The following is a 20,865-nucleotide window of genomic DNA, read 5'->3' on the forward strand; positions in this document are numbered from 1 at the left end:
CCACCGCGCGAGACGCCCGATGACCCAGGCCACCTTCCCCAAGCTGCTGTCGTCCCAGATCGCCTTCGACATCGCGCGCACCATCCTGGACGGCTTCGACCGCCATTATTCGCTGTTCCGCCAGGCCAGCAAGACGGCCAAGACCCATTTCGAACGCGCCGACTGGACCACGGCCCAGCAGGCCGCGCGCAAGCGCATCGATTTCTACGACAAGCGCGTGCAGGAATGCGTGCATGCGCTGGAAGACGACTACGCGCCGGAAGACCTGACCGACGACACCTGGCGCGAAACGAAGCTGCATTACATCGGCCTGTTGAGCGGCCTGCAGACGGGCCATAAACGTCCGGAACTGGCCGAGAGCTTCTTCAATTCCGTCTGCTGCCACATCCTGCACCGCAGCTACTACCGCAACGATTTCATCTTCGTGCGCCCGGCCGTGTCGACCGAATACATCGAGACGGACGAACCGGCGCCCACGTACCGCGTGTATTACCCGGCGGCGGACGGCCTGCGCTTCGCGTTGCGGCGCATGGTGACGAATTTCCAGCTCGACTGCCCGTTCGCCAACCTCGACCGCGATATCGCCCTCGTCGAGGCACGCATGGCCGAGCAGTTCGGCCTGCACGAGCGCGAACCGAACCAGCAACTGCACGTGCTGTCGAGCCTGTTCTTCCGCAACAAGGCTGCCTACATCGTCGGCCGCGCCATCAACGGCGCCCGCGAGCACCCGTTCGTCGTGCCCATCCTGCACGACCGGGCCGGCCGGCTGGTCCTGGACACGGTGCTGACCGACCCGGAACAGGTAATCCTGCTGTTCTCGTTTACGCGCGCCTATTTCATGGTCGACATGGAAGTGCCGTCGGCCTTCGTGCAATTCCTGCGCAGCCTGATGCCGAAGAAGCCGCGCAGCGAAATCTATACGGTGCTCGGCCTGCAAAAACAGGGCAAGACGCTGTTCTTCCGCGACTTCCTGCAGCACCTGAAGCACAGCTCCGACGCCTTTCGCAGCGCGCCCGGTATCCGCGGTCTCGTGATGCTCGTGTTCGAACTGCCCTCCTTTCCGTACGTGTTCAAGGTGATCAAGGATTTCTATCCGCCGCCGAAAGAGACGACGCGGGCCCGCATCAAGGAAAAATACCTGCTGGTGAAACACCACGACCGCGTGGGCCGCATGGCCGACACGCTGGAGTACTCGGACGTGGCCTTTCCGCTGTCGCGCTTCGACGAGGAACTGCTGGCCGAGCTGCGCCGGTTCGCGCCTTCGCTCGTCGAGATCGAAGGCGACCGCATCATCATCAAGCACCTGTACATCGAACGGCGCATGGTGCCGCTGAATATCTTCCTGGACGATGCCCGCCGCAGCGACGACGGCGACCGCATCGAACATGCCGTGTTCGAATACGGCAATGCGATCCGCGACCTCGTCGCCGCGAACATTTTCCCGGGCGATATGCTGTACAAAAATTTCGGCGTCACCCGACAAGGCCGCGTCGTGTTCTACGACTACGACGAGATCGAGTACCTCACCGACTGCAACTTCCGCGACATCCCGCAGCCGCGTAACGAGGAAGACGAGATGGCGGCCGAGCCGTGGTATCCGATCGGCAAGCACGACGTCTTCCCCGAACAGTTCGCGCGCTTCCTGCTCGCGAATCCAACGATACGCGCGGCGTTCATGAAACACCACGCCGCACTATTGACGCGCGTCTGGTGGCAATCGCACAAGGACCGCATCCTGGCGGGCGAAGTCGAGGACGTCTTTCCCTATCCGCAGCACATCCGGTTCCATCACGCGGACCAATCGAACCCGGCGCTACCCTCGCCGCAACCCCATTACTTGGAGACCTTACACAATGAATGATCCAATCGTTATCGTCGGCGCCGCCCGTACCCCGATGGGCGCCTTCCAGGGCGACTTTTCCTCGAAATCCGCGAGCGACCTGGGCGCCGTGGCGATCAAGGCGGCCGTCGAGCGCGCCGGCGTCGACGCCAGCCTCGTCGAGCACGTCTATTTCGGCAACTGCCTGATGGCCGGCCAGGGCCAGGCCCCGGCGCGCCAGGCGCTGATCAAGGCCGGCCTGCCGCTGTCGACGGGCGCCGTCACCCTGTCGAAGATGTGCGGCTCGGCGATGCAGGCCGCGATCTTCGCGCACGACGTGCTCAAGGCCGGCAGCGCGGACGTCGTCGTCGCCGGCGGCATGGAATCGATGACCAATGCGCCGTACCTGATCCCGAAGGCGCGCGGCGGCTACCGCATCGGCCACGGCGTCATGTTCGACCACATGATGATGGACGGCCTGGAAGACGCCTATTCGCGCAACGAGAAGACGGGAGAAGGCCGCTCGATGGGCACGTTCGCCGAGGAGTGCGTGGCCAAATACTGCTTCTCGCGCGAGCAGCTGGACGCGTTCGCGATCGAATCCGTCAGGCGCGCGCAGAACGCCACCGAGTCCGGCGATTTCCAGTGGGAGATCGCACCGGTGACCGTGGCGAACCGCCTGGGCGAGACCATCATCGAAAAAGACGAAGGCCCGGTCAAGGCCAAGGTCGACAAGATCCCGACCCTGCGCCCGGCCTTCAAGAAGGACGGCGTCATCACGGCGGCATCGTCGTCGTCGATCAACGACGGCGCGGCGGCCCTCGTCATGATGCGCGAATCGACGGCCAGGGAACTGGGCCTCACGCCGATCGCCCGCATCGTCGGCCACACGACGCACGCGCAGGAACCGGACCAGTTCACGACGGCGCCGATCGGCTCGCTGCAAAAGCTGTTCAAGAAGACCGGCTGGTCCGCGAAGGACGTCGACCTCTTCGAGATCAACGAAGCCTTCGCCGCCGTGCCGATGGCCGCGATGCACGAGCTGGACATCCCGCACGACAAGATCAATATCCACGGCGGCGCCTGCGCGCTGGGCCACCCGATCGGCGCGTCGGGCGCGCGCATCATCGTCACCCTGCTGGGCGCGCTGAAGAAGACCGGCGGCAGGCGCGGCGTGGCCTCGCTGTGCATCGGCGGCGGCGAGGCGACCGCGATGGCGATCGAGATGGTGTAATCGATGGCGGACGAATGACCGGTAGGGTGGGCACCCCGTGCCCACGTCACGCGCGTGTTTTCAAAACACGGTAAGGTGACGGACCGCATCCATATCGTGAAAGATCTTCCCATGTCCACCGTTCTCATCATCGGCGCCTCGCGCGGCATCGGCCACGAACTTGCCCGTCAATACCGCGCCGACGGCTGGCGCGTGATCGCCACCGCGCGCAAGACTCCGGATTGCGATGCGCTGCGCGCACTGGGCGCCCAAGCGCACCAGGTCGACGTCACCAACGCGGAATCGATCGGTGGCCTGGGCTGGAAGCTGGACGACGAAAAGATCGACGCCGCCTGGCTCGTCGCCGGCGTGTACGGCCCGGATCACGCCGGCTTCCCGACGGAGCAGGAGTTCGACGACGTCATGCACACGAACGTGCTGGCCGCGATGCGCATCCTGCCCATCGTCGCGCCGCTGGTCGCCGCCACGCGCGGCAGGCTGGCCGTGATCTCGTCGCGCATGGGGTCCATCGGCACGCGCAAGAGCAGCGAGGCGTCGCTGTACCGCGCCAGCAAGGCCGCGCTGAATTCCGTGCTGGCCGACGCCGCGCTGACCTGGGGCCCGCAAGGCGCCACCTGCCTCACGTTCCATCCGGGCTGGGTGCAGACCGATATGGGCGGCCCCGGCGCCACGCTCACCGTGCAGCAGAGCGCGACCGGGCTGCGCGCCACGCTGGCCGCCGCAACACAAGCGCAGAACGGCGCCTTCCTCAATTACGACGGCACACCGATCCCGTGGTGAGCCCTCGACGATAACGATAGACGAGACAAATGATTTTGACCGAAGAACACCAGATGATCCGCGACGCCCTGCGCGCCTTCGCGCAGGAGCGCCTGGCGCCCAACGCCGCGCGCTGGGACCGCGAGCACCATTTTCCCAGGGACGAGCTGAAGGAACTGGCCCGGCTGGGCGCGTTCGGCGTGGCCGTGCCCGAGCAGTACGGCGGCGCCGGCCTCGATTACGTGGCGCTGGCGCTCGTGCTGGAAGAGATCGCGGCCGGCGACGGCGGCACGTCGACCATCATTTCGGTCAACAACTGCCCCGTGTGCTCGATCGCGATGGCGTACGCGAACCCCGCGCAGAAGGAACGCTGGCTGCGTCCGCTCGCGCAAGGCGACCTGCTGGGCGCCTTCGCGCTGACCGAGCCGCACACGGGCAGCGACGCCGCCGCCCTGCGCACGACGGCCGTGCGCGACGGCGACCACTACGTCCTGAACGGCACCAAGCAGTTCATCACGAGCGGCAAGCACGGCGACGTCGCGATCGTCATGGCGGTCACGGACAAGGCGGCCGGCAAGAAGGGCATCAGCGCGTTCTGGGTGCCGACGGACACGCCCGGCTACATCGTCGCCGGCATCGAGCACAAGATGGGCCAGCATTCGTCGGACACGGCGCAGATCGTGTTCGACAACTGCCGCGTCCCGGCCGAGAACCTGATCGGCGAAGAAGGGCAAGGCTACAAGATCGCCTTGTCCGGCCTGGAGGGCGGCCGCATCGGCATCGCGTCGCAATCGGTCGGCATGGCGCGCGCCGCGTTCGAGGCCGCGCTGGCGTATGCCAGGGAACGCGAGAGCTTCGGCACGCCGATCTTCGACCACCAGGCCGTGCAGTTCCGCCTGGCCGAGATGGCGATGCAGATCGAGGCCGCGCGCCAGCTGATCCTGCACGCCGCGTCGATGAAGGACGCCGGCCTGCCCTGCCTCAAGGAAGCCGCGATGGCCAAGCTGTTCGCGTCCGAGATGGCCGAGCGCGTCGTGTCGTCCGCGATGCAGGTGTTCGGCGGCTACGGGTACGTGGCCGACTTCCCCATCGAGCGCATCTACCGCGACGTGCGCGTGTGCCAGATCTACGAAGGCACGAGCGACATCCAGAAGATCCTGATCGCACGCGCACTGTGACGGATCGATGGACACCGCGCAAACGTTGACGATCCGCCCGGCCGGCACCGCCGACCTGGCGCCGTTCTTCGCCTACCTGGACGACCACCTGCGCGACAACGGCGCCGACGGCACGCCGCTGTTCCAGCCGGTGGCGCCCGGGCAGCCGCGCCTGCCGGCCGGGCTGCGCATCGCGTTCATCAAGGGTATCGACATCGCCGTCGGCCAGCCGGGCTGGCGCCGTTTGTGGCTGGCCATCGCGCCGGGCGGCGACATCGCCGGCCACGTCGACCTGCGCGGCCGGCCCGAACCGGCCGCCACGCACCGCGCCATGCTCGGCATGGGCGTGCACCGCGTGTGGCGGCGGCGCGGGCTCGGACGGCGCCTGCTCGCAACGGCCGCCGGCTGGGCGCGCGACGACACCGACATCGGCTGGATCGATCTCGAAGTCCTGTCGGACAACCTCCCCGCGTGCGAACTGTACGTGCGTGCCGGCTTCACGACGGTCGCGCGCGTGGCCGACATGCTCCGCATCGCGGACGCCAGCCATGACCTGAGCTACATGACGTTCAGGTTGCGCCAGGGGTGACAATCGGTGAGCATCCGGGCCGGACCCGCATGCTAGAGTCGCGGGATGAAAACCATCGTGCCCCTGCTGCTCGCGTCCTGCATCGCGTCGACCGCCCACGCGGACGACCTTCCTGTCCACTACGGCGCGCCGGACTGCCAGGTCGGCAAACTGCTGCCGGTCCCCCCCGACCGATCCGTGCACTGGAACGGCCCGTGCAAGGACGGCTTTGCGGACGGCACCGGCGTGCTCGAATGGACGACGCAGGATGGCAGCACGCGGCGCATCGAAGGCAAGTTCGCGCGCGGCGCGGTCAGCGGCGAAGCCAAACTGAAAGCAGGCGACAAATTTACTTATATCGGCTCGCTGACCGACGGCATCCCGGACGGCGAGGGTTATCTGCACTTCGCCGACGAGCTGCGCTACGAAGGCGGCCTCACAATGATGCGGCGCGAAGGCAAGGGCGTGCAGATCTATCCGAACGGCGACGCCTACCAGGGCGAATTCCGCGCAGACCGCCCGAACGGCCAGGGCCGCCTCACTTTTGCCCTCGGCGGCATGGTCGAAGGCGAATTCCGCGACGGGCATCCGGTCGACGGTGACCGCATCACGTATGCCGGCAGCGGCCGCACCGGCACGTTCGATCCAAGCGCGCGCAAGACGCAAGCCGTCAAGCCGGAAAACAAGTTCAGGCAACACCAGGCCGAGCCGGACACGGGCACGCTGCTGGCGAAGACGGAGGTGATGTCCGCGCTGCCGACCAACGCCGGCTGGGATGGGCTCACGCCGGAGCAGCAGGACATCGTGCGCAGCCGCTACCCGGCGCTGGAGCCGGGCGACGAGCCGCCCTACCCGTTGAACGGCACCGTCGAATTCAACCGGGTCACGCTGGCCGCCGCCGGCAAGTACAACGCGCGCGGGCTGCTGCGCCTGCACGTGCTGGTCGGCGCCGACGGCCGCCCGAAGGAAGTGCGCAAGGTGGGCAGCTTCGACGACGACGTGATCCGCTACGTCGCCAGTGCCGCCATGGCCCTGCGTTATAAACCTGCCGTCTGCCACGGCCAGCCGTGCGAGATGCTGTTCCCGTTCGCGATGGAGATCACGCACCGCTTGCAGTAACGCTCAGAACCCGGCCAGCACGATCTTGCCCTGCGCCCGGTTCGACTCGATCAGCGCGTGCGCGCGCTTGAGGTTGGCCGCATCGATACGCCCGAAATTCTCGTTGGCCGTCGAACGGAGCGTGCCCGCGTCGATCAGGTCCGCCACGCGGTCCAGGATCTCGTGCTGGCGGATCATGTCCGGCGTCGAGAACAGGGACCGCGTAAACATCAGTTCCCAGTGCAGCGAGACGGCCTTGCGCTTGAATTGACGGACGTCGATCGGCGCGGGGTCGTCGATCAGGCCGAATTTGCCCTGCGGCGCGATGGCCTCGACGATCTGGTCGAAGTGCTGGTCCGTGTGCGTGAGGCTGATCACGTAATCCGGCGCGCTCAAGCCGGCACGCCGGATTTCGGCGGCCAGCGGCCGGCTGTGGTCGATCACGTGGTGGGCGCCATGTTCAAGGACCCAGTCGCGCGTTTCGGCGCGCGACGCCGTGCCGACGACCGTCAGCCGCGTGAGCTTGCGCGCCAGTTGCACGAGGATCGAACCGACGCCGCCGGCCGCGCCGATCACGAGCAGCGACTTGCCGTCGCCGCGTTCGTCGAGCGGGACATCGAGCCGGTCGAACAGCAGTTCCCACGCCGTGAGGCTCGTCAGCGGCAGCGCGGCGGCGGCACTGAAATCCAGCGCTTGCGGCATCTTGCCGGCGATGCGCTCGTCGACCAGTTGCAGCTCGCTGTTATCTGGCACGCCACGGCACGCCGGCGTCGCCGCACGACCTCGCGGCGCACAACTGCCTGTGCTTCATGCTGGACGAGACGGTCAACGACCGCTGGCGCTTCAGCAAGGATGGGGAAGACATCGAGGTGACGGTGCGCGGCGACCGCGTGGCCGACGATTCCGAGATCGTGCGGCGCTGGGCGCTGGACGGCCTGGGCCTGTGCTACCGCTCGCGCATCGACGTGCAGGCCGACCTCGCGCGCGGCGCGCTGCGCGTCGTGTGCGCGGACTGGCAGGGCAACAGCCAGCCGCTGTACATGGTGCTGGCGAGCCGGCGGCAGGTGTCGCCGGCCGTCAGGGTGCTCAGGGAGTTTCTGGTGGAGAGAATGCGGGAGGCGGTAGCGGAATGCCCCCCACCTCGTCGTTCCCGCGCAGGTGGGAACCCAATTTGCATGCGCAGCGTTGGAACGCGCAGCACTTGGGCCCCCGCCTGCGCGGGGGCGACGGTTTCAGGGTCGCGTGTTTATCGAACCCGCCGTTTATCAGACCCGTTCCAGCGCCAGCGCGATCCCCTGCCCGCCGCCGATGCACAGCGTGACGACGCCGCGCCGCGCCAGGCCGCGGCGCATCGCATGCAGCAGGCGCACCGTCAGCACGGCGCCCGTCGCGCCGATCGGATGGCCGTGCGCCACCGCGCCGCCTTCGACGTTGATGACGTCTTCCGGCAACGACAGCTTGCGCGCCACCGCGAGCGGCACGGCGGCGAACGCCTCGTTGATTTCGTAGCGGTCGACGTCGGCGACGTTCCAGCCCGCGCGCGCGAGGGCCTTCTGCACGGCCGGCACGGGTCCGAGGCCGAACATGCCCGGCGCCACGGCCGCCACGCCGGACGCGACGAGGCGCGCGATCGGCTGCAGGCCAAGGCGCTCGGCCGTCGCGCGGTCGGCGACGATGACGGCGGCCGCGCCGCTGTTCAGGCCCGGCGCGTTGCCGGCCGTGATCGTGCCGTCCGGGCGAAACGCGGGTTTCAGTTTCGCGAGCGTCTCCAGCGTGGTGTCCGGGCGGTTCGCTTCGTCCGTGTCGAACAGCTGCACGCCGCGCTTGCCCGCGATCTCGATCGCCACGATTTCATCCTTGAACGCACCGGCCGCCTGGGCGTCCGCAAAGCGGCGCTGCGAGCGCTCGGCCCAGCGGTCCTGCGCGGACCGGCTGATGTCCACGTCCTTCACGAGGTCCTCGGTGTGCCAGCCCGAGTGCTGGGCCGAGAACGCGTCGTTCAGGCCGTCGTGCAGCAGGCTGTCGTAGATCTGCGCATGGCCCATGCGCGCGCCCCAGCGCGCTTGCGGCATCAGGTACGGCGCCTGGTCCATGTTCTCCATGCCGCCGGCCAGCACGACGTTCGATTCGCCGGCCAGGATCTCGTGCGCGGCCGAGGCGATGGCCTGGGCGCCCGAGCCACACACGCGGTTCAGCGTCATCGCGGGCACGCTCACGGGGATGCCGCCGTGAATGGCCGCCTGGCGCGCCGGATTCATGCGGTTGCCCGCCTGGATCACGTTGCCCATCAGGACCGCATCGATGGCATCGGGCGACATGCCCGCGCGCGCGACGGCGGCGCGCACGGCGGCCGCGCCCAGTTCGACGGCGGGGATGGCTTTCAGGGAACCGTTGAACGTACCGATGGCGGTACGCACGGGAGCACACAGGACGATGTCGCGGGCAGGCATGATGATTCCTTTCAGGGTGAATGGCCGGAAGCTGCAAATAGGAGTATATACACGTATTTTGAAGATTGCATGACGCGCGTCGCTGCGGGTTGTTTGCAATCAGGACTGTCCGGCGTCGATGTCGTGGATACCCGTCTCGACGACGGCGCGCAGCAGCATGCGCAGTTCGAGCGCGCGCTCGCTGCCGAAGTTCTGCTCGAAGGTCTGCTGGGCGCGGCGCCACAGCGGCAGCACGGCCTTGACCTTGGCCTTGCCGGCGGGCGTCAGGCCGATGACGCGCTCGCGCTTGTCGTGTTCACTGGGACCGGTCGTCACCAGCGCGTCGCGCTCGAGGGGTTTCAGGTTGCGGGTGAGGGTCGTGCGGTCCATGACCAGTTCGGCGGACATCTGGTTGACCGTCATCGGCCCCAGCCCCAGCAGTTTATACAGGATCGAAAACTGGGTGACGCGCAGGCCGGCCTCGCTCAGTACCTGGTCGTACACGCCGGTGATGTAACGCGACGCCTGGCGCAGGGCGAGGCAGTTGCACAGGGGGTCGTTCGATTGCGGGCGCGATGTCATGTCCGGTGTTCCTTGCCGGGACGGCGTTAGTACCCTCCCTCTAGCGAGTATAACCCCGGGTATGCCGAAACCTGTGCATAATCGGCATCGAATAGCTGCATATACACTCAATAACGGACCAGGGAGATTTGCATGGACACGCAGCAGACGGTGGCGGAACAATGGGAAGCGCAGCTGCGCGCGGTGCGCGCGCGGGTGGCGCAAGGCGGCGGCCGGCCGGGCGTGGTGCCGGCGCAGGAAGCGCGCGGAATGACGGGACTGGCGGTGATGCAGGCGCTGCTCGACGGCCGCTTCCCGTACGCGCACATCGCCGAGACGCTCGACTTCTTCCTCGTCGAGGTGGACCAGGGCTCGGCCACGTTCCAGGGCACGCCGCAGGCCATGCACCTGAACCCGATGGGCACCGTGCACGGCGGCTGGTACGCGACCCTGCTCGACTCGGCCGTCGGCTGCGCCGTGCAGACGGCGCTGGCGCCGGGCTACGCCTACACGACGGCGGAGCTGAGCGTGAACCTCGTGCGCGGCGCGCGGCTGGACGGCGGGCCGCTGCGCGCGATCGGGACGGTGCTCCATTGCGGGCGCCAGCTCGCCACGGCCGAAGGAAAAATCGTCGATGCGCAGGGACGGTTGTATGCGCATGCGACCACGACGTGTCTCGTGTTCGAGGCGCGCTGAATCGCTCACCCTACCCCGCGTAATTGGCCGCCCAGCGCCGTGCCGAACCGGCGCTCGAACTCGGCCTGCGCCGCCTGCCACACGGGCAGCGCCTGCGCCAGCCTGGCGCTGCCGGCATCGGTGAGGCGCACGACGTTGCGGCGCGCGTCTTCCTCGTGCGGGCCGATGGCCACGAGGCCGTCGCGCGCCAGCGGCTGCAGGGCGCGGATCACGCTCGTGCGCTCCATCGCCAGCGTGACGGCGAGGTCTTTCATCGACGCCGCCTCGACCTCGTCGACGTAGACCAGGATCGAGAACTGCGTGCTCGTCAGGCCCACGCGCGCCAGGTGGTCTTCGTACATCTTCGTGATCAGGCGCGCCGCCTTGCGCGAGGCAAAGCAGTTGCAGGCCAGGAGTCGTTCGGATGCGGTCATGGGCCCATGATAGGTGCGTATGCACACGAGTCAAGCGATCGATAATATTCGCCCCATCAGCGGAACAATGATATCCGATAAACCAGCTTAATCCCGTCAACGACAACCAATACAATGTTCTCCATCGACCCCATCCTTCTGGAGAACCACGATGAACATCCTGCAGATCAACGGTAGCGCCCGTGCCAACGGTTCGAATTCCACCCGCGTCGCCGACGCCATCACGGCGCGCCTGGCAGCGCGCCATCCGGAAGCGACGGTCGAGCTGCGCGACCTGGCGCGCGACCCGCATCCGGTGCTGGACGAAGCCGCGCTGTCCGCCCTGTTCACGCCGGCCGACCAGCGCACGCCGGAGCAAAGCGCGCGCGTCGCGCTGGACGACGCCCTGATCGCGCAGCTGAAACGCGCCGACGTGATCGTGCTGGGCGTGCCGATGTATAACTTCAGCGTGTCGGTGCAGATCAAGTCGTGGATCGACGCCGTCGTCCGTGCCGGCGAGACCTTCCGCTACACGGCGAACGGCCCGGAAGGCCTCGTCACCGGCAAGAAAGTCTATGTGGGCCTGGCGCGCGGCGGCATCTACCGCGACACCCCGCTGGACTCGCAGGTGCCGCACCTGAAAGGCGTGCTGGGCCTGATCGGCATCACGGACGTCGAGTTCATCTACGCCGAGGGCGTGAACATGGGCGCGGAGCGCGCCAGCGCCGCGTTCGAGGAAGTGACGACGCAGATCGACGAAGTCGTGGCATGAGGTCTCACGCGATGGTGTCCACGACGCCGCCATCCACCCGCAGCGCCGCGCCCGTCGTGGCCGACGCCTGCGGCGAGCACACGTAGACGATCATGTTCGCGACTTCGTCCGTGCTCGCCGCCCGGCGCAGGATCGAGCTGGGGCGCTGCGCACGAACGAAGGCGGTCGCGGCCTGCTCGACCGATGTATTCGCCTCCTCGGCCGCGCCTTGCAGCATGGCGCGCACGCCTTCCGACAGCGTCGGCCCCGGCAGCACCGCGTTGACGGTGACGCCGCTGCCGGCCGCCAGTTTCGCCAGTCCGCGCGAAATCGCCAGCTCGGCCGTCTTCGTCATGCCGTAATGGATCATGTCGGCGGGGATGTTCAGCCCCGATTCCGACGACACGAACACGACCCGCCCCCAGTCCCGCGCCAGCATCCCTTTCAGGTAATGGCGCGTCAGGCGCACGCCTTCAGTTGAAAAAAGTGGTCCCAGGTGGCGTCGTCGATCTCGAAGAAATCCTGCGGTCCGTACGTGCCCGCGTTGTTGACGAGGATGTCGACGCGCGGCTCGGCGGCGATCAGCGCGGCCGCGCCCTCGGCCGTTGCCAGGTCGGCGGCGACGCCGCGCAGCCGTGCATCAGGCACCTGGGCCAGCACCGCCGCGCGGGCGCGGTCGATCGTGTCGCTGCCGCGGCCATTGAGGATGACGGTGGCGCCGGCGCGGGCAAGCCCGGTGGCCGTCGCCAGGCCGATGCCGGCCGTCGATGCCGAGACGAGGGCGGTCTTGCCGGTCAAATCGATGTGCATGGTGATTCCTTTCAGCGGGCGACGAGGCCCAGTTGTTGCATCAGCGCGAGGTTGTCTTCGATATGCCAGTTGTCGGCGATCTTGCCGTCCGCGATGCGATAAATGTCGGTGGCGATGAAATCGACCGCCTGCCCCCGGCCTTGCGTATCCGCCCACCGTCCCGTGAAATGGCCGCGGAAGCGGTAGTGCATCGTGACGCGGTCGCCGGCGACGATCATCTGTTGCAGGTCGGCCTGCAGGTCGGGGATCGCCGTGCGCACGAATGCCGATGCCGCGAGCGGCCCCGGCACGCCTTGCGCGCGGCCGGGCGGCAGGGTGCGGTCGGTGAAACCGGGAGCCAGCGCGGCGCGGGCGTAGCGTGCGTCGCCAGTGTGCCAGAACGTCGCGTAACGGCGCGCCGCCAGCAGCTCGGCGTCCCGTTGCGCCGGCGCCAGCGACGCGTCGGCGATGGTTTCATGGGCGCGTACGAGATCGTCGTCCGCGAACGTCGGCAGCGACGCCAGCATGGTTGCGGCCGCGAAGATGTGGGTGGCTTTCATGGTATCGCTCCATCGTGCGTTGATCGATGGCGCCATCATAGATTTCACGCCTGGCGAAAAATAGCGGCAGAATACGAAATCATTATTTCCAAAAAGCGCAAGATGGACACGCTCGCCAACAACTTCCCTGCCCTCGTCGCGTTTGCGCGGATCGTCTCCGCCGGCAGCCTGTCGGCCGCCGCGCGCGAACTGGACGTGCCCGTGTCCGTCGTCAGCAAACGCCTGTCCCTGCTGGAAGCGGGCCTGGGCACGCGCCTCCTGCAGCGCACGACGCGGCGCCAGACGCTGACGGAAGAAGGCCGGCTGTTCCACGCGCGCGTGCTGCGCATCCTCGATGAAGTCGAGCAGGCCGAAGCCCTGCTCGCGCAGCGCCGCGACGGCGTGCACGGCCTGTTGCGCATCACCGCGCCGGGCGAGTTCGGGCGGCGCTGGCTCGCGCCCGTCGCGGCCGCGTTCCAGGATTTATACCCTCAGGCGACGATCCAATTGGAACTGGGCGATGCCGTCGTCGACCTGCTGGACAGCGGCCACGACCTCGCGATCCGCTACGGCGCGCTGGCCGATTCCTCGCTCGTCGCGCGCGAACTGGCGCCGAACTACCGCGTGCTGTGCGCGTCGCCCGCCTACCTGGAGCGCCACGGCGAGCCGCGCACCCCGGGCGAACTGGCGGGCCACCGCCTCATCGTGATCGGCGACCAGCGCCGCACCGACTGGAAATTCGACGGCGGCGACACCGCGCCCGTGCGCGTGGACGCCGCCTTCCTCACGAACGACGGCGGCGCCGCGCAGCAACTGGCGCTGGCCGGCAGCGGCATCACGTTGAAATCGATCTGGGACGTGGGCGACGACCTCGCGGCGGGCCGCCTGCTGCGCGTGCTGCCGAACCACGCGATGGCGGCGGCGCCGCTGCATGCGGTGTATCCGCACCAGCGGAATCTGCCGCCGCGGGTGCGCTTGTTCGTGGGGTATCTGAAGGAAAAGCTGCGGGAGGCGTGGCGCTGGTAAAACACGACCACGCCCTTGAACCGTCGTTCCCGCGGTGCAATCACGCATGCAATATTGGGCCCCCGCCTGCGCGGGGGCGACGGTCTCTCAGCTGACGGCTGCTTCCAGCAACGTCACAGTCACCGTCGTTCCCGCGAAGGCGGGAACCCAAGTTTCCCGCGGTGCGATCACGCATGCAAATATTGGGCCCCCGCCTGCGCGGGGGCGACGGTCTCTAAGCTAACGGCTGCTTCCAGCAACGTCACAGTCACCGTCGTTCCCGCGCAGGCGGGAACCCAAGTTTCCCGCGGTGCGATCACGCATGCAACATTGGGCCCCCGCCTGCGCGGGGGCGACGGTCTCTCAGCTGATGGCTGCTTCCAGCAACGTCACAGTCACCTTCGTTCCCGCGCAGGCGGGAACCCAAGTTTCCCGCGGTGCGATCACGCATGCAATATTGGGCCCCCGCCTGCGCGGGGGCGACGGTCTCTCAGCTGACGGCTGCTTCCAGCAACGTCACAGTCACCTTCGTTCCCGCGCAGGCGGGAACCCAAGTTTCCCGCGGTGCGATCACGCATGCAATATTGGGCCCCCGCCTGCGCGGGGGCGACGGTCTCTCAGCTGACGGCTGCTTCCAGCAACGTCACAGTCACCGTCGTTCCCGCGCAAGCGGGAACCCAAGTTTCCCGCGGTGCGATCACGCATGCAATATTGGGCCCCCGCCTGCGCGGGGCGACGGTCTCTCAGCTGATGGCTGCTTCCAGCAACGTCACAGTCACCGTCGTTCCCGCGCAGGCGGGAACCCAAGTTTCCCGCGGTGCGATCACGCATGCAATATTGGGCCCCCGCCTGCGCGGGGGCGACGGTCTCTCAGCTGATGGCTGCTTCCAGCAACGTCACAGTCACCTTCGTTCCCGCGCAGGCGGGAACCCAAGTTTCCCGCGGTGCGATCACGCATGCAACATTGGGCCCCCGCCTGCGCGGGGGCGACGGTCTCTCAGCTGACGGCTGCTTCCAGCAACGTCACAGTCACCGTCGTTCCCGCGCAGGCGGGAACCCAAGTTTCCCGCGGTGCGATCACGCATGCAACATTGGGCCCCCGCCTGCGCGGGGGCGACGGTATTTCAACTGACGCCGGGCTCCAGCAACGTCACCGTCCGCGATTCCGTATCCAGCCTGCCCCGCACGCCGACGGGAATCGTGAACTGGTTGCGGATATGCCCGAACGAATACCCGGTCACCGCCGGCACCCGCAGCGGCTGCAAATGCACGTCGAGGGTCTCGTCCAGCGTCAGCGACGGCCCGTCGCCCTGCGGTCCGCAGTTCTCGCAGATGCCGACCATGATTGCGGCCGCCTTGTCGAAACCGACCGCCAGATCGAGTTGCGTCATCCAGCGGTCGATGCGGTACGGTTCCTCGTTCACCTCTTCGAGGAACAGCAGGCTGTTCGTAAAATCGGCCGCGTACGGCGTGCCGGCCAGCGCGCTCACGAGCGACAGGTTGCCGCCGATGAGCGGCCCCTCGGCGACGCCCTCGTGCACGGTACGCGTGGCGTACCACGGCTCGTCCAGCGCGCGCCGGTCGTTATCGGGCGACATCGGGATCGTGTACGACGCCCGCGGCGCCGTCAGCACGGCCAGCAGGTGCTCGGTCGCGTAATCGGACGGCGTGCTCGATGCGACCGGGCCGTGGAAGGTCACGAGGCCCGCGTGGCGGTGGATGGCGAGATGCAGCGCCGTGATGTCCGAATAGCCCAGCAGGACTTTCGGATGCGTGCGGATCAGGCGGTAGTCCAGGTGGCGCAGCAGGGAAATGCAACCGGAGCCGCCGCGAATCGCCCAGATGGCTTTCACTTCGGGATCGCGGAACATCGCGTGCAGGTCGGCGATGCGCGCGGCGACCGTGCCGCCGTAATTGCCCCAGACGTCGCGCAAATAGGTGCCCGGCCTGGCGCGAAAGCCCAGCGCCTCGATGTGCCGCACCGCCTTCTCGATGGCGGCGTCGCTCGTGTAGCCGCCCGGCGCGACGAGGCCGACGACGTCGCCGCGGACGAGGCGCGGTGGTTTGATCAGTGGTGTCATGGTGGATGCGGACCGTGCGGACGCAAAGGGCAGCAGCAGCGCCGCCGCCATCGTCGCGTTGAATCTGCGCCTGCCGTTCATGGGATGAGGTTCAAAGTTAAACGGCCCGCGCCGCGGAAGCTTGTGGCTTCCATGGTCGCGGGCCGCCGGTACGCCAAGGATACTGGCAATCCGGATAACGGTCAGAAGAAGCGGTACTTGACGTCGAAGCTGAGCGAGCGGCCGCGCGGATCGGCCACGCGCGGGTCCCAGCCGGCGCCCACGACCTCGTCCACGTTGTGCGCCGTGAACGGCGGCTCGCGGTCGAACAGGTTCTGGATGCCGACGGTGACCGTCGTGTTCTTGATGCCGGTGTACGTCGTCGACAGGCCCCAGGTCGTGTAGCTGGCCACGCGCGGGTTGAAGCCGGCCGGCGGCGTGCCCTTGCCGCCGTTCGGCAGCTCGTCCGCGTAGCCGTCGCGGTACAGGTTACTCAACAGGAAGCCCCACGGACCCTTGTTCACGCTGAACGTGGCGTTGTGCTTCCAGCGCAGGTACAGGTCGCGCGTATAAAAATTGCCCACGTATTCGACGTAAGGCTGGCCCTCGAACTCGGCGAATTGATAGCTCTGGGTCCAGGTGCCGTCGAGGGTCGCGTTCCAGCGCCAGCCGTCCGGCAGGTTGCCGCGGCCGCGCAGGCCGACGTCGGCGCCGCGCGTCTTGAGGCCGGACGCGTTGATCCAGCCGGCGTCGACGTAGGCGATGGTGCCGTCGCTCGGGTTGCGGTGGATGTACTCGGGCAGCGACGCCTCGTTGGCCAGCACGACTTGCGGCGTGCGGTTCAGGATGCGGTCCTTGATGTTGATCGCCCAGTAGTCGACCGACGCCGAGAAGTTCTTGCTCGGCTCGACGATGAAGCCCAGCGTGCCCTGCTTCGAGGTCTCCGGACGCAGGCCCGGGTTGCCGCCGCTGAAATACGACAGACGCTCGATCGCGCAGAAGCGCGGGTCGCCCGGGTGGGCCGCGCAGCCGACCGGGTCGTTCACGCCGTTCGGCAATTCCTGGCTCAGGCGGCCCGAATACAGCTGGGCGAAGCTCGGCGCCAGGAAGCCTTTATTCGCGGAGCCGCGCAGCATCAGCCAGCTCGTCGGACGGTAGCTGAACGCGATCTTCGGGTTCGTCGTCGCGCCGATCAGGCTGTAGTCGTCGCGGCGCAGCGCGAGCTGCAGTTCCAGGTTCTTCATGACCGGGACCACGAGCTCGGTGTAGATCGCCTTGATGTTGCGGTTGACCGTGTCCTGGTTCGCATTGCCCGGCGCCAGCAGGATCTTCGTGGCGTCGACGTCTTGAGCAAAACCGTAGCCCTCGCGGCGCAGGTCGGTGCCGATGGCGCCCTGCAGCGGGCCGGCCGGCAGTTGCCAGATCTCGCCCGAGACCGACGCGTTGAACTGCGTCAGCGTCGTCTTGCCGTGCTGCAGGCGGCCATAGAACTTGGTCGCTTCCAGCGCCTGCATCGCGGCCGCGCTCTGGCCCTGCGACGGCGCGGCGAACGGGTTCACGACGCCGCTGCCCAGCACCTGGTACAGGGCGCTCGTGTAGGCGTAGCCGTCGACGAGGTCGGTCTTGGTGTGGCTCTCGCTGTGCGACAGGTCGATCTTGTAATCCCACTTGCCGGCGAAGGTGCCCTCGGCGCCCGTCATCAGGCGCACCGTATCCGTCGTGTAGTTCTGGGTGCGGTTACCCAGCGGCCAGGCGCGCCATTTGTAGATGATCGGTTTCGTCTTGTCGAAAGAAGCGATGTACGGCGACAGGTCCTGGTAGTACGGGCCGCCGGCCGGATACGCATTGCCGTTCGCGAGCGACGTGGAGATCTGCGTCGGCGTCAGGATCGCCAGCGACGTCGTGTGCGCGCCGACGGCTTCGGCGAACACGCGGTGGTTCGGGTCGATCTGGAACGTGGCGCGGGCGACGCCGTTGGTGCGCTCCGTCGGCAGTTGCATCACGTAGTCGCCGCCGTAGTCGTAGGCGCAGGAATACGTCGAGCGCAGCGGCGACGTCACGTCCTTCCACAGCGCCGTCGCGTACTGCATCATGCCCGGCACGCTGTCGCACTTGCCTTGCAGGCTCAGCAAGCCCGCCTGCAGGTATTTGTTCGGATCGCCCGGCAGCTGGTAGTTCGCGCCCAGCGCCGTGCCGGCGCCCGCCAGCTGGTTGGCGACCGGGGTGCCGGTGGTGTCCGGCGACAGGCCGCGCGCCGGCTGGAAGCCGTTGGCGAAGGAACGCTGGTGCGAATCGAGTTCGTTGTCGCGGTCGTAGCCGATGGCGGCCATGATGTTGAAGCGGTCGGTGTCCAGGTTGCCGTGGCCGGCCACGACCTGCAGGCGGCGGGTGGCGCCGCCGCCGTGCTGGGTCCAGTTGCCGCTGGCATTCGCCTGCACGCCTTCGAAGTCGGTTTTCAGGATGAAGTTGATCACGCCGCCGACGGCGTCGGTGCCGTAGATCGCGGACGCGCCGTCCTTGAGGATCTCGACGCGCGCGACAGCCGCCAGCGGGACCGTGTTCAGGTCGACCGCCTTGCCGGACAGGCCGTAGCCGGAAATGCGGCGGCCGTTGATCAGCACCAGCGTGCCCGTCGGGCCGAGGCCGCGCAGCGAGGCGAACGAACCGCCGCCGCTGACACGGTCGGCATCCGCGCCGAACACGTTATTACCTGAAGTCATATTGTCGGCGCCCGTGCCGTTCGCCGAAATCAGGCGCATCAGCTGTTCGGCATTCGTGACGCCCTGCTTGTCCAGCTGGTCCAGTGTGATCGTCTGCACCGGCAACGCGCCTTCGGTGGCGATGCGCTTGATGCTGGAACCCGTGATTTCGACACGTGCGATCGGTTTATCGGACTGCACCTGCTGCGCGACGGCCGGTGCGGCGGCGCCGATCAGGGCAATCATGTACGCTAACTTTTTTAATCTCACGTGTCTCTCCTCGATGCGCTATGTCGATGCGTAACGTCTTTGCATTACGTTATGTCGTCTTCAAAGGTAAGCGCACTGGCGCGCGCCCAGCCAATGAAAATTCCGGAGTTGAGTATAACTACAGGGAATGTTTCACCAGGTTAATCTAGCAAAAACTATCACTTCCCTCTTGCGGCACGTGCTCTTTCCGCAACATCGACGTCCAGATAGCGCCATTGCGTGAATTCGACGGGATGGCGTTTGTAGTTTTTGAGCCACGGTTGCCGGATATCGGCCGACAACACATGCGTCAACGGCACCCACGGGTTGTAGGCGTGGATCAGCTGGTTCATCTCGAAATACAGTTTCTGCCGCTCGGGACCATCCTTGAGCTTGTGCGCCTGCTCGTAGCGTTCGTTATAGGCCGGCAGGTTGAAGCGCGCATAGTTGGCGCGGCCCGCGTTCGGGCCGTACAGCAGCTGATAAAAATTGTCACCGTCGGGGAAGTCGGCGATCCAGTTGCTCTCGAACATCTGCACCTTGCCGAGGCGCGATGCCTTGATGATTTCCGTCTTTTTATCGGACTTGAACACGACGCGCAGGCCGACGGCGTTCAGGCATTTGCGCCACAACTCGTCGCGCAGGCGGCCGCCGACCGTCGCTTCGCTGCTCATCTGCAAGGTCAACGGTACCGTGCCGCCGCCCGGGCCCGGCATGCGGCGAAATCCGTCCGGGTCGCGCTTGCCGTAACCGAAGCGGTCCAGTACAGCATTCGCGAGGGCCGGGTCGTAGGGAACGGGACTGCGGTAGTTCGGGTCGTAGCCGAGCACGCCCGGCGGCAATGGCGACTCGGCCTTGATCGCGAATCCCTGTTTCAGCAGGGCGATGTCCTCGGCGCTGTTGTAGCTGAGCGAGATGGCCCGGCGCAGCGCCACCTTCTCGTTCGAATAGCCGCCCAGCACCGGATCGTCCATGTTCATCCACATGTAATAGGTCTGCAGCACGGGGAAGCGATATAACTGCATGCCGCGCGCGGCCAGGTCCGGTCTCAGCTTGCCGTGGGTAATGACCATATCCGTCATCGACTCCGGCACCTGCTCCAGGTAATCGTATTCGCCGTTCAGGAAGCCCAGCATGCGGCCCTGGAATTCTTCCGCGATCTTGACCTCGACGCGGTCCACGCGCGGCAGCTTTTGTCCTTCGAGCGCGCGCGCGATGGCGCGGTCGGCCGGGTCCGTGGCCGTGTCCACCGTCACGCTGGAGTGGAACACGGACGTCGAGGCCGGATTGGCGACGAGGACGATGCGGTCGCTGCGCTTCCAGTCCCCCAGCATGAACGGCCCCGTGCCGACGGGATGGTTGCCGGCCTGGCCCGGATACGCCTCGATCACCTCGCGCGCGACGACGCCCGTGGCCGGCGTGGCGAGATAAAACAGGAAGTTATTGTCCGGCGCGGCGAGGCGGATGCGCAGCGTGTATTTATCGATGGCCTGCAGGCCGGGGATATCGGTCGCGTAACTGAATGCGGCTTTCAGCGCCGCGTCGCCCAGCAGTTTGTCTTCGAACATGAACGACCACGGCGATTTCAGGCTCGGGTCGTACAGGCGCTTGATGCTGTAGACGTAGTCCGCCGCCGTCACCTCGCGCGGCGGTCCCTTGAACGCCGGATCGGGCGTGAAGTGCATGCCCCGGCGGATGTGGAATGTGTACGTGAGGCCGTCGGCGGATACCTCCGGCAGAGCCTGCGCGCCGTCGCCCTGCAGCTTCACGGGCCGCGCGAGATAGTCGTAGCGCAACAGCGGATCGAACAGGTTTTCCAGCAGGGACAAGGTCGCGATGTCGGAGGCGACGGCCGGGTCGAGGCCGGTTTCGCTCGTCGACAGGAACATGTGCAGGACCTTGGGTGCCGTGCCCGTGCCTTGGGCGGCGGCGAGCGGCGCGAGAACGGCGAGCAGTAGCGAAGCGAGGAGGGAACGGCGTGTCGGCATGGCGGGGGTCCTGGAAGCGTTGCGTATCATAGGCCCAGCCCTTGGACGCAGGCAATACGCGCGGCGGCCGTG

General features: G+C 67.0%; 16 protein-coding genes and 3 pseudogenes. 10 read left to right on the top strand and 9 right to left on the bottom strand.

Annotated features, from left to right (window positions below; genetic code table 11):
* Nucleotides 1–19 precede the first annotated feature (19 nt).
* The 6 genes from aceK to ACEN9Q_RS24940 all read left to right on the top strand — a co-directional run bounded on the left by aceK (nucleotide 20) and on the right by ACEN9Q_RS24940 (nucleotide 6,656).
* A complete protein-coding gene (gene aceK, locus ACEN9Q_RS24915; RefSeq protein WP_495626388.1) occupies nucleotides 20–1,861 on the top strand; it encodes a bifunctional isocitrate dehydrogenase kinase/phosphatase in 1,842 nt (613 codons plus the stop codon).
* Nucleotides 1,854–3,053, top strand: coding sequence for an acetyl-CoA C-acyltransferase (locus ACEN9Q_RS24920; RefSeq protein WP_056437607.1), 1,200 nt, complete (start codon nucleotides 1,854–1,856; stop codon nucleotides 3,051–3,053). The genes aceK and ACEN9Q_RS24920 overlap by 8 nt, the downstream gene beginning before the upstream one ends.
* 111 nt (nucleotides 3,054–3,164) lie before the next feature.
* A complete protein-coding gene (locus ACEN9Q_RS24925; RefSeq protein ID WP_495626389.1) occupies nucleotides 3,165–3,833 on the top strand; it encodes an SDR family oxidoreductase in 669 nt (222 codons plus the stop codon).
* Nucleotides 3,834–3,862: 29 nt separating this feature from the next.
* Nucleotides 3,863–4,990, top strand: a complete 1,128-nt coding sequence (locus ACEN9Q_RS24930; protein WP_495626390.1) for an acyl-CoA dehydrogenase family protein — start codon at nucleotides 3,863–3,865, stop codon at nucleotides 4,988–4,990.
* A gap of 7 nt (nucleotides 4,991–4,997) precedes the next feature.
* Nucleotides 4,998–5,558 carry a GNAT family N-acetyltransferase gene (locus ACEN9Q_RS24935; RefSeq protein WP_495626391.1) on the top strand — a complete coding sequence of 187 codons (561 nt, stop codon included), beginning with the start codon at nucleotides 4,998–5,000 and terminating at the stop codon, nucleotides 5,556–5,558.
* Nucleotides 5,559–5,603: 45 nt separating this feature from the next.
* Nucleotides 5,604–6,656 carry a hypothetical protein gene (locus ACEN9Q_RS24940; RefSeq protein WP_495626392.1) on the top strand — a complete coding sequence of 351 codons (1,053 nt, stop codon included), beginning with the start codon at nucleotides 5,604–5,606 and terminating at the stop codon, nucleotides 6,654–6,656.
* A gap of 3 nt (nucleotides 6,657–6,659) precedes the next feature.
* Here the strand turns inward: ACEN9Q_RS24940 and ACEN9Q_RS24945 are convergent.
* A pseudogene (locus tag ACEN9Q_RS24945) lies at nucleotides 6,660–7,379 on the bottom strand (zinc-binding alcohol dehydrogenase family protein); the annotation flags it as partial.
* A 2-nt stretch (nucleotides 7,380–7,381) separates the two neighbouring features.
* On the opposite strand from ACEN9Q_RS24945, the pseudogene ACEN9Q_RS24950 reads away from it, so the two are divergent.
* Nucleotides 7,382–7,687 (top strand): annotated as a pseudogene (locus tag ACEN9Q_RS24950) (LysR substrate-binding domain-containing protein); the annotation flags it as partial.
* A gap of 213 nt (nucleotides 7,688–7,900) precedes the next feature.
* Here the strand turns inward: ACEN9Q_RS24950 and ACEN9Q_RS24955 are convergent.
* Nucleotides 7,901–9,085: a thiolase family protein gene (locus ACEN9Q_RS24955; protein WP_056437591.1), complete on the bottom strand. Its 1,185-nt coding sequence runs from the start codon at nucleotides 9,083–9,085 to the stop codon at nucleotides 7,901–7,903.
* 99 nt (nucleotides 9,086–9,184) lie between these two features.
* On the bottom strand, nucleotides 9,185–9,646 hold the full coding sequence (locus tag ACEN9Q_RS24960; protein WP_056437589.1) for a MarR family winged helix-turn-helix transcriptional regulator: 462 nt from the start codon (nucleotides 9,644–9,646) through the stop codon (nucleotides 9,185–9,187).
* Nucleotides 9,647–9,778: 132 nt separating this feature from the next.
* On the opposite strand from ACEN9Q_RS24960, the gene ACEN9Q_RS24965 reads away from it, so the two are divergent.
* Complete coding sequence (locus ACEN9Q_RS24965; protein ID WP_056437586.1) at nucleotides 9,779–10,321, top strand: PaaI family thioesterase; 543 nt, start codon at nucleotides 9,779–9,781, stop codon at nucleotides 10,319–10,321.
* Nucleotides 10,322–10,326: 5 nt separating this feature from the next.
* Here ACEN9Q_RS24965 and ACEN9Q_RS24970 read toward each other — a convergent pair whose 3' ends face one another.
* A complete protein-coding gene (locus ACEN9Q_RS24970) occupies nucleotides 10,327–10,734 on the bottom strand; it encodes a MarR family winged helix-turn-helix transcriptional regulator (protein ID WP_495626393.1) in 408 nt (135 codons plus the stop codon).
* Nucleotides 10,735–10,885: 151 nt separating this feature from the next.
* Between ACEN9Q_RS24970 and ACEN9Q_RS24975 the strand changes: the two genes are divergently transcribed.
* Nucleotides 10,886–11,485 (top strand): FMN-dependent NADH-azoreductase, encoded by a 600-nt coding sequence (locus ACEN9Q_RS24975; RefSeq protein ID WP_056437580.1) that lies wholly within the window; start codon nucleotides 10,886–10,888, stop codon nucleotides 11,483–11,485.
* Between the two features lie 4 nt (nucleotides 11,486–11,489).
* On the opposite strand, the pseudogene ACEN9Q_RS24980 reads toward ACEN9Q_RS24975, so the two are convergent.
* Both ACEN9Q_RS24980 and ACEN9Q_RS24985 read right to left on the bottom strand, forming a co-directional pair.
* A pseudogene (locus ACEN9Q_RS24980) lies at nucleotides 11,490–12,274 on the bottom strand (SDR family NAD(P)-dependent oxidoreductase).
* 11 nt (nucleotides 12,275–12,285) lie between these two features.
* Nucleotides 12,286–12,813: an ester cyclase gene (locus ACEN9Q_RS24985; protein WP_495626394.1), complete on the bottom strand. Its 528-nt coding sequence runs from the start codon at nucleotides 12,811–12,813 to the stop codon at nucleotides 12,286–12,288.
* A gap of 102 nt (nucleotides 12,814–12,915) precedes the next feature.
* On the opposite strand from ACEN9Q_RS24985, the gene ACEN9Q_RS24990 reads away from it, so the two are divergent.
* Nucleotides 12,916–13,818 carry a LysR family transcriptional regulator gene (locus ACEN9Q_RS24990; RefSeq protein ID WP_495626395.1) on the top strand — a complete coding sequence of 301 codons (903 nt, stop codon included), beginning with the start codon at nucleotides 12,916–12,918 and terminating at the stop codon, nucleotides 13,816–13,818.
* Between the two features lie 1,103 nt (nucleotides 13,819–14,921).
* On the opposite strand, the gene ACEN9Q_RS24995 is transcribed toward ACEN9Q_RS24990, so the two are convergent.
* The 3 genes from ACEN9Q_RS24995 to ACEN9Q_RS25005 form a co-directional block, all read right to left on the bottom strand.
* Nucleotides 14,922–15,878, bottom strand: coding sequence for a S66 peptidase family protein (locus ACEN9Q_RS24995; RefSeq protein WP_495626396.1), 957 nt, complete (start codon nucleotides 15,876–15,878; stop codon nucleotides 14,922–14,924).
* 182 nt (nucleotides 15,879–16,060) lie between these two features.
* Nucleotides 16,061–18,802, bottom strand: coding sequence for a TonB-dependent receptor (locus ACEN9Q_RS25000; RefSeq protein WP_495626397.1), 2,742 nt, complete (start codon nucleotides 18,800–18,802; stop codon nucleotides 16,061–16,063).
* 182 nt (nucleotides 18,803–18,984) lie between these two features.
* Nucleotides 18,985–20,793, bottom strand: coding sequence for an ABC transporter substrate-binding protein (locus ACEN9Q_RS25005; protein WP_495626398.1), 1,809 nt, complete (start codon nucleotides 20,791–20,793; stop codon nucleotides 18,985–18,987).
* Nucleotides 20,794–20,865: the final 72 nt, after the last annotated feature.

This window comes from Massilia sp. Masssp93, assembly GCF_059491295.1.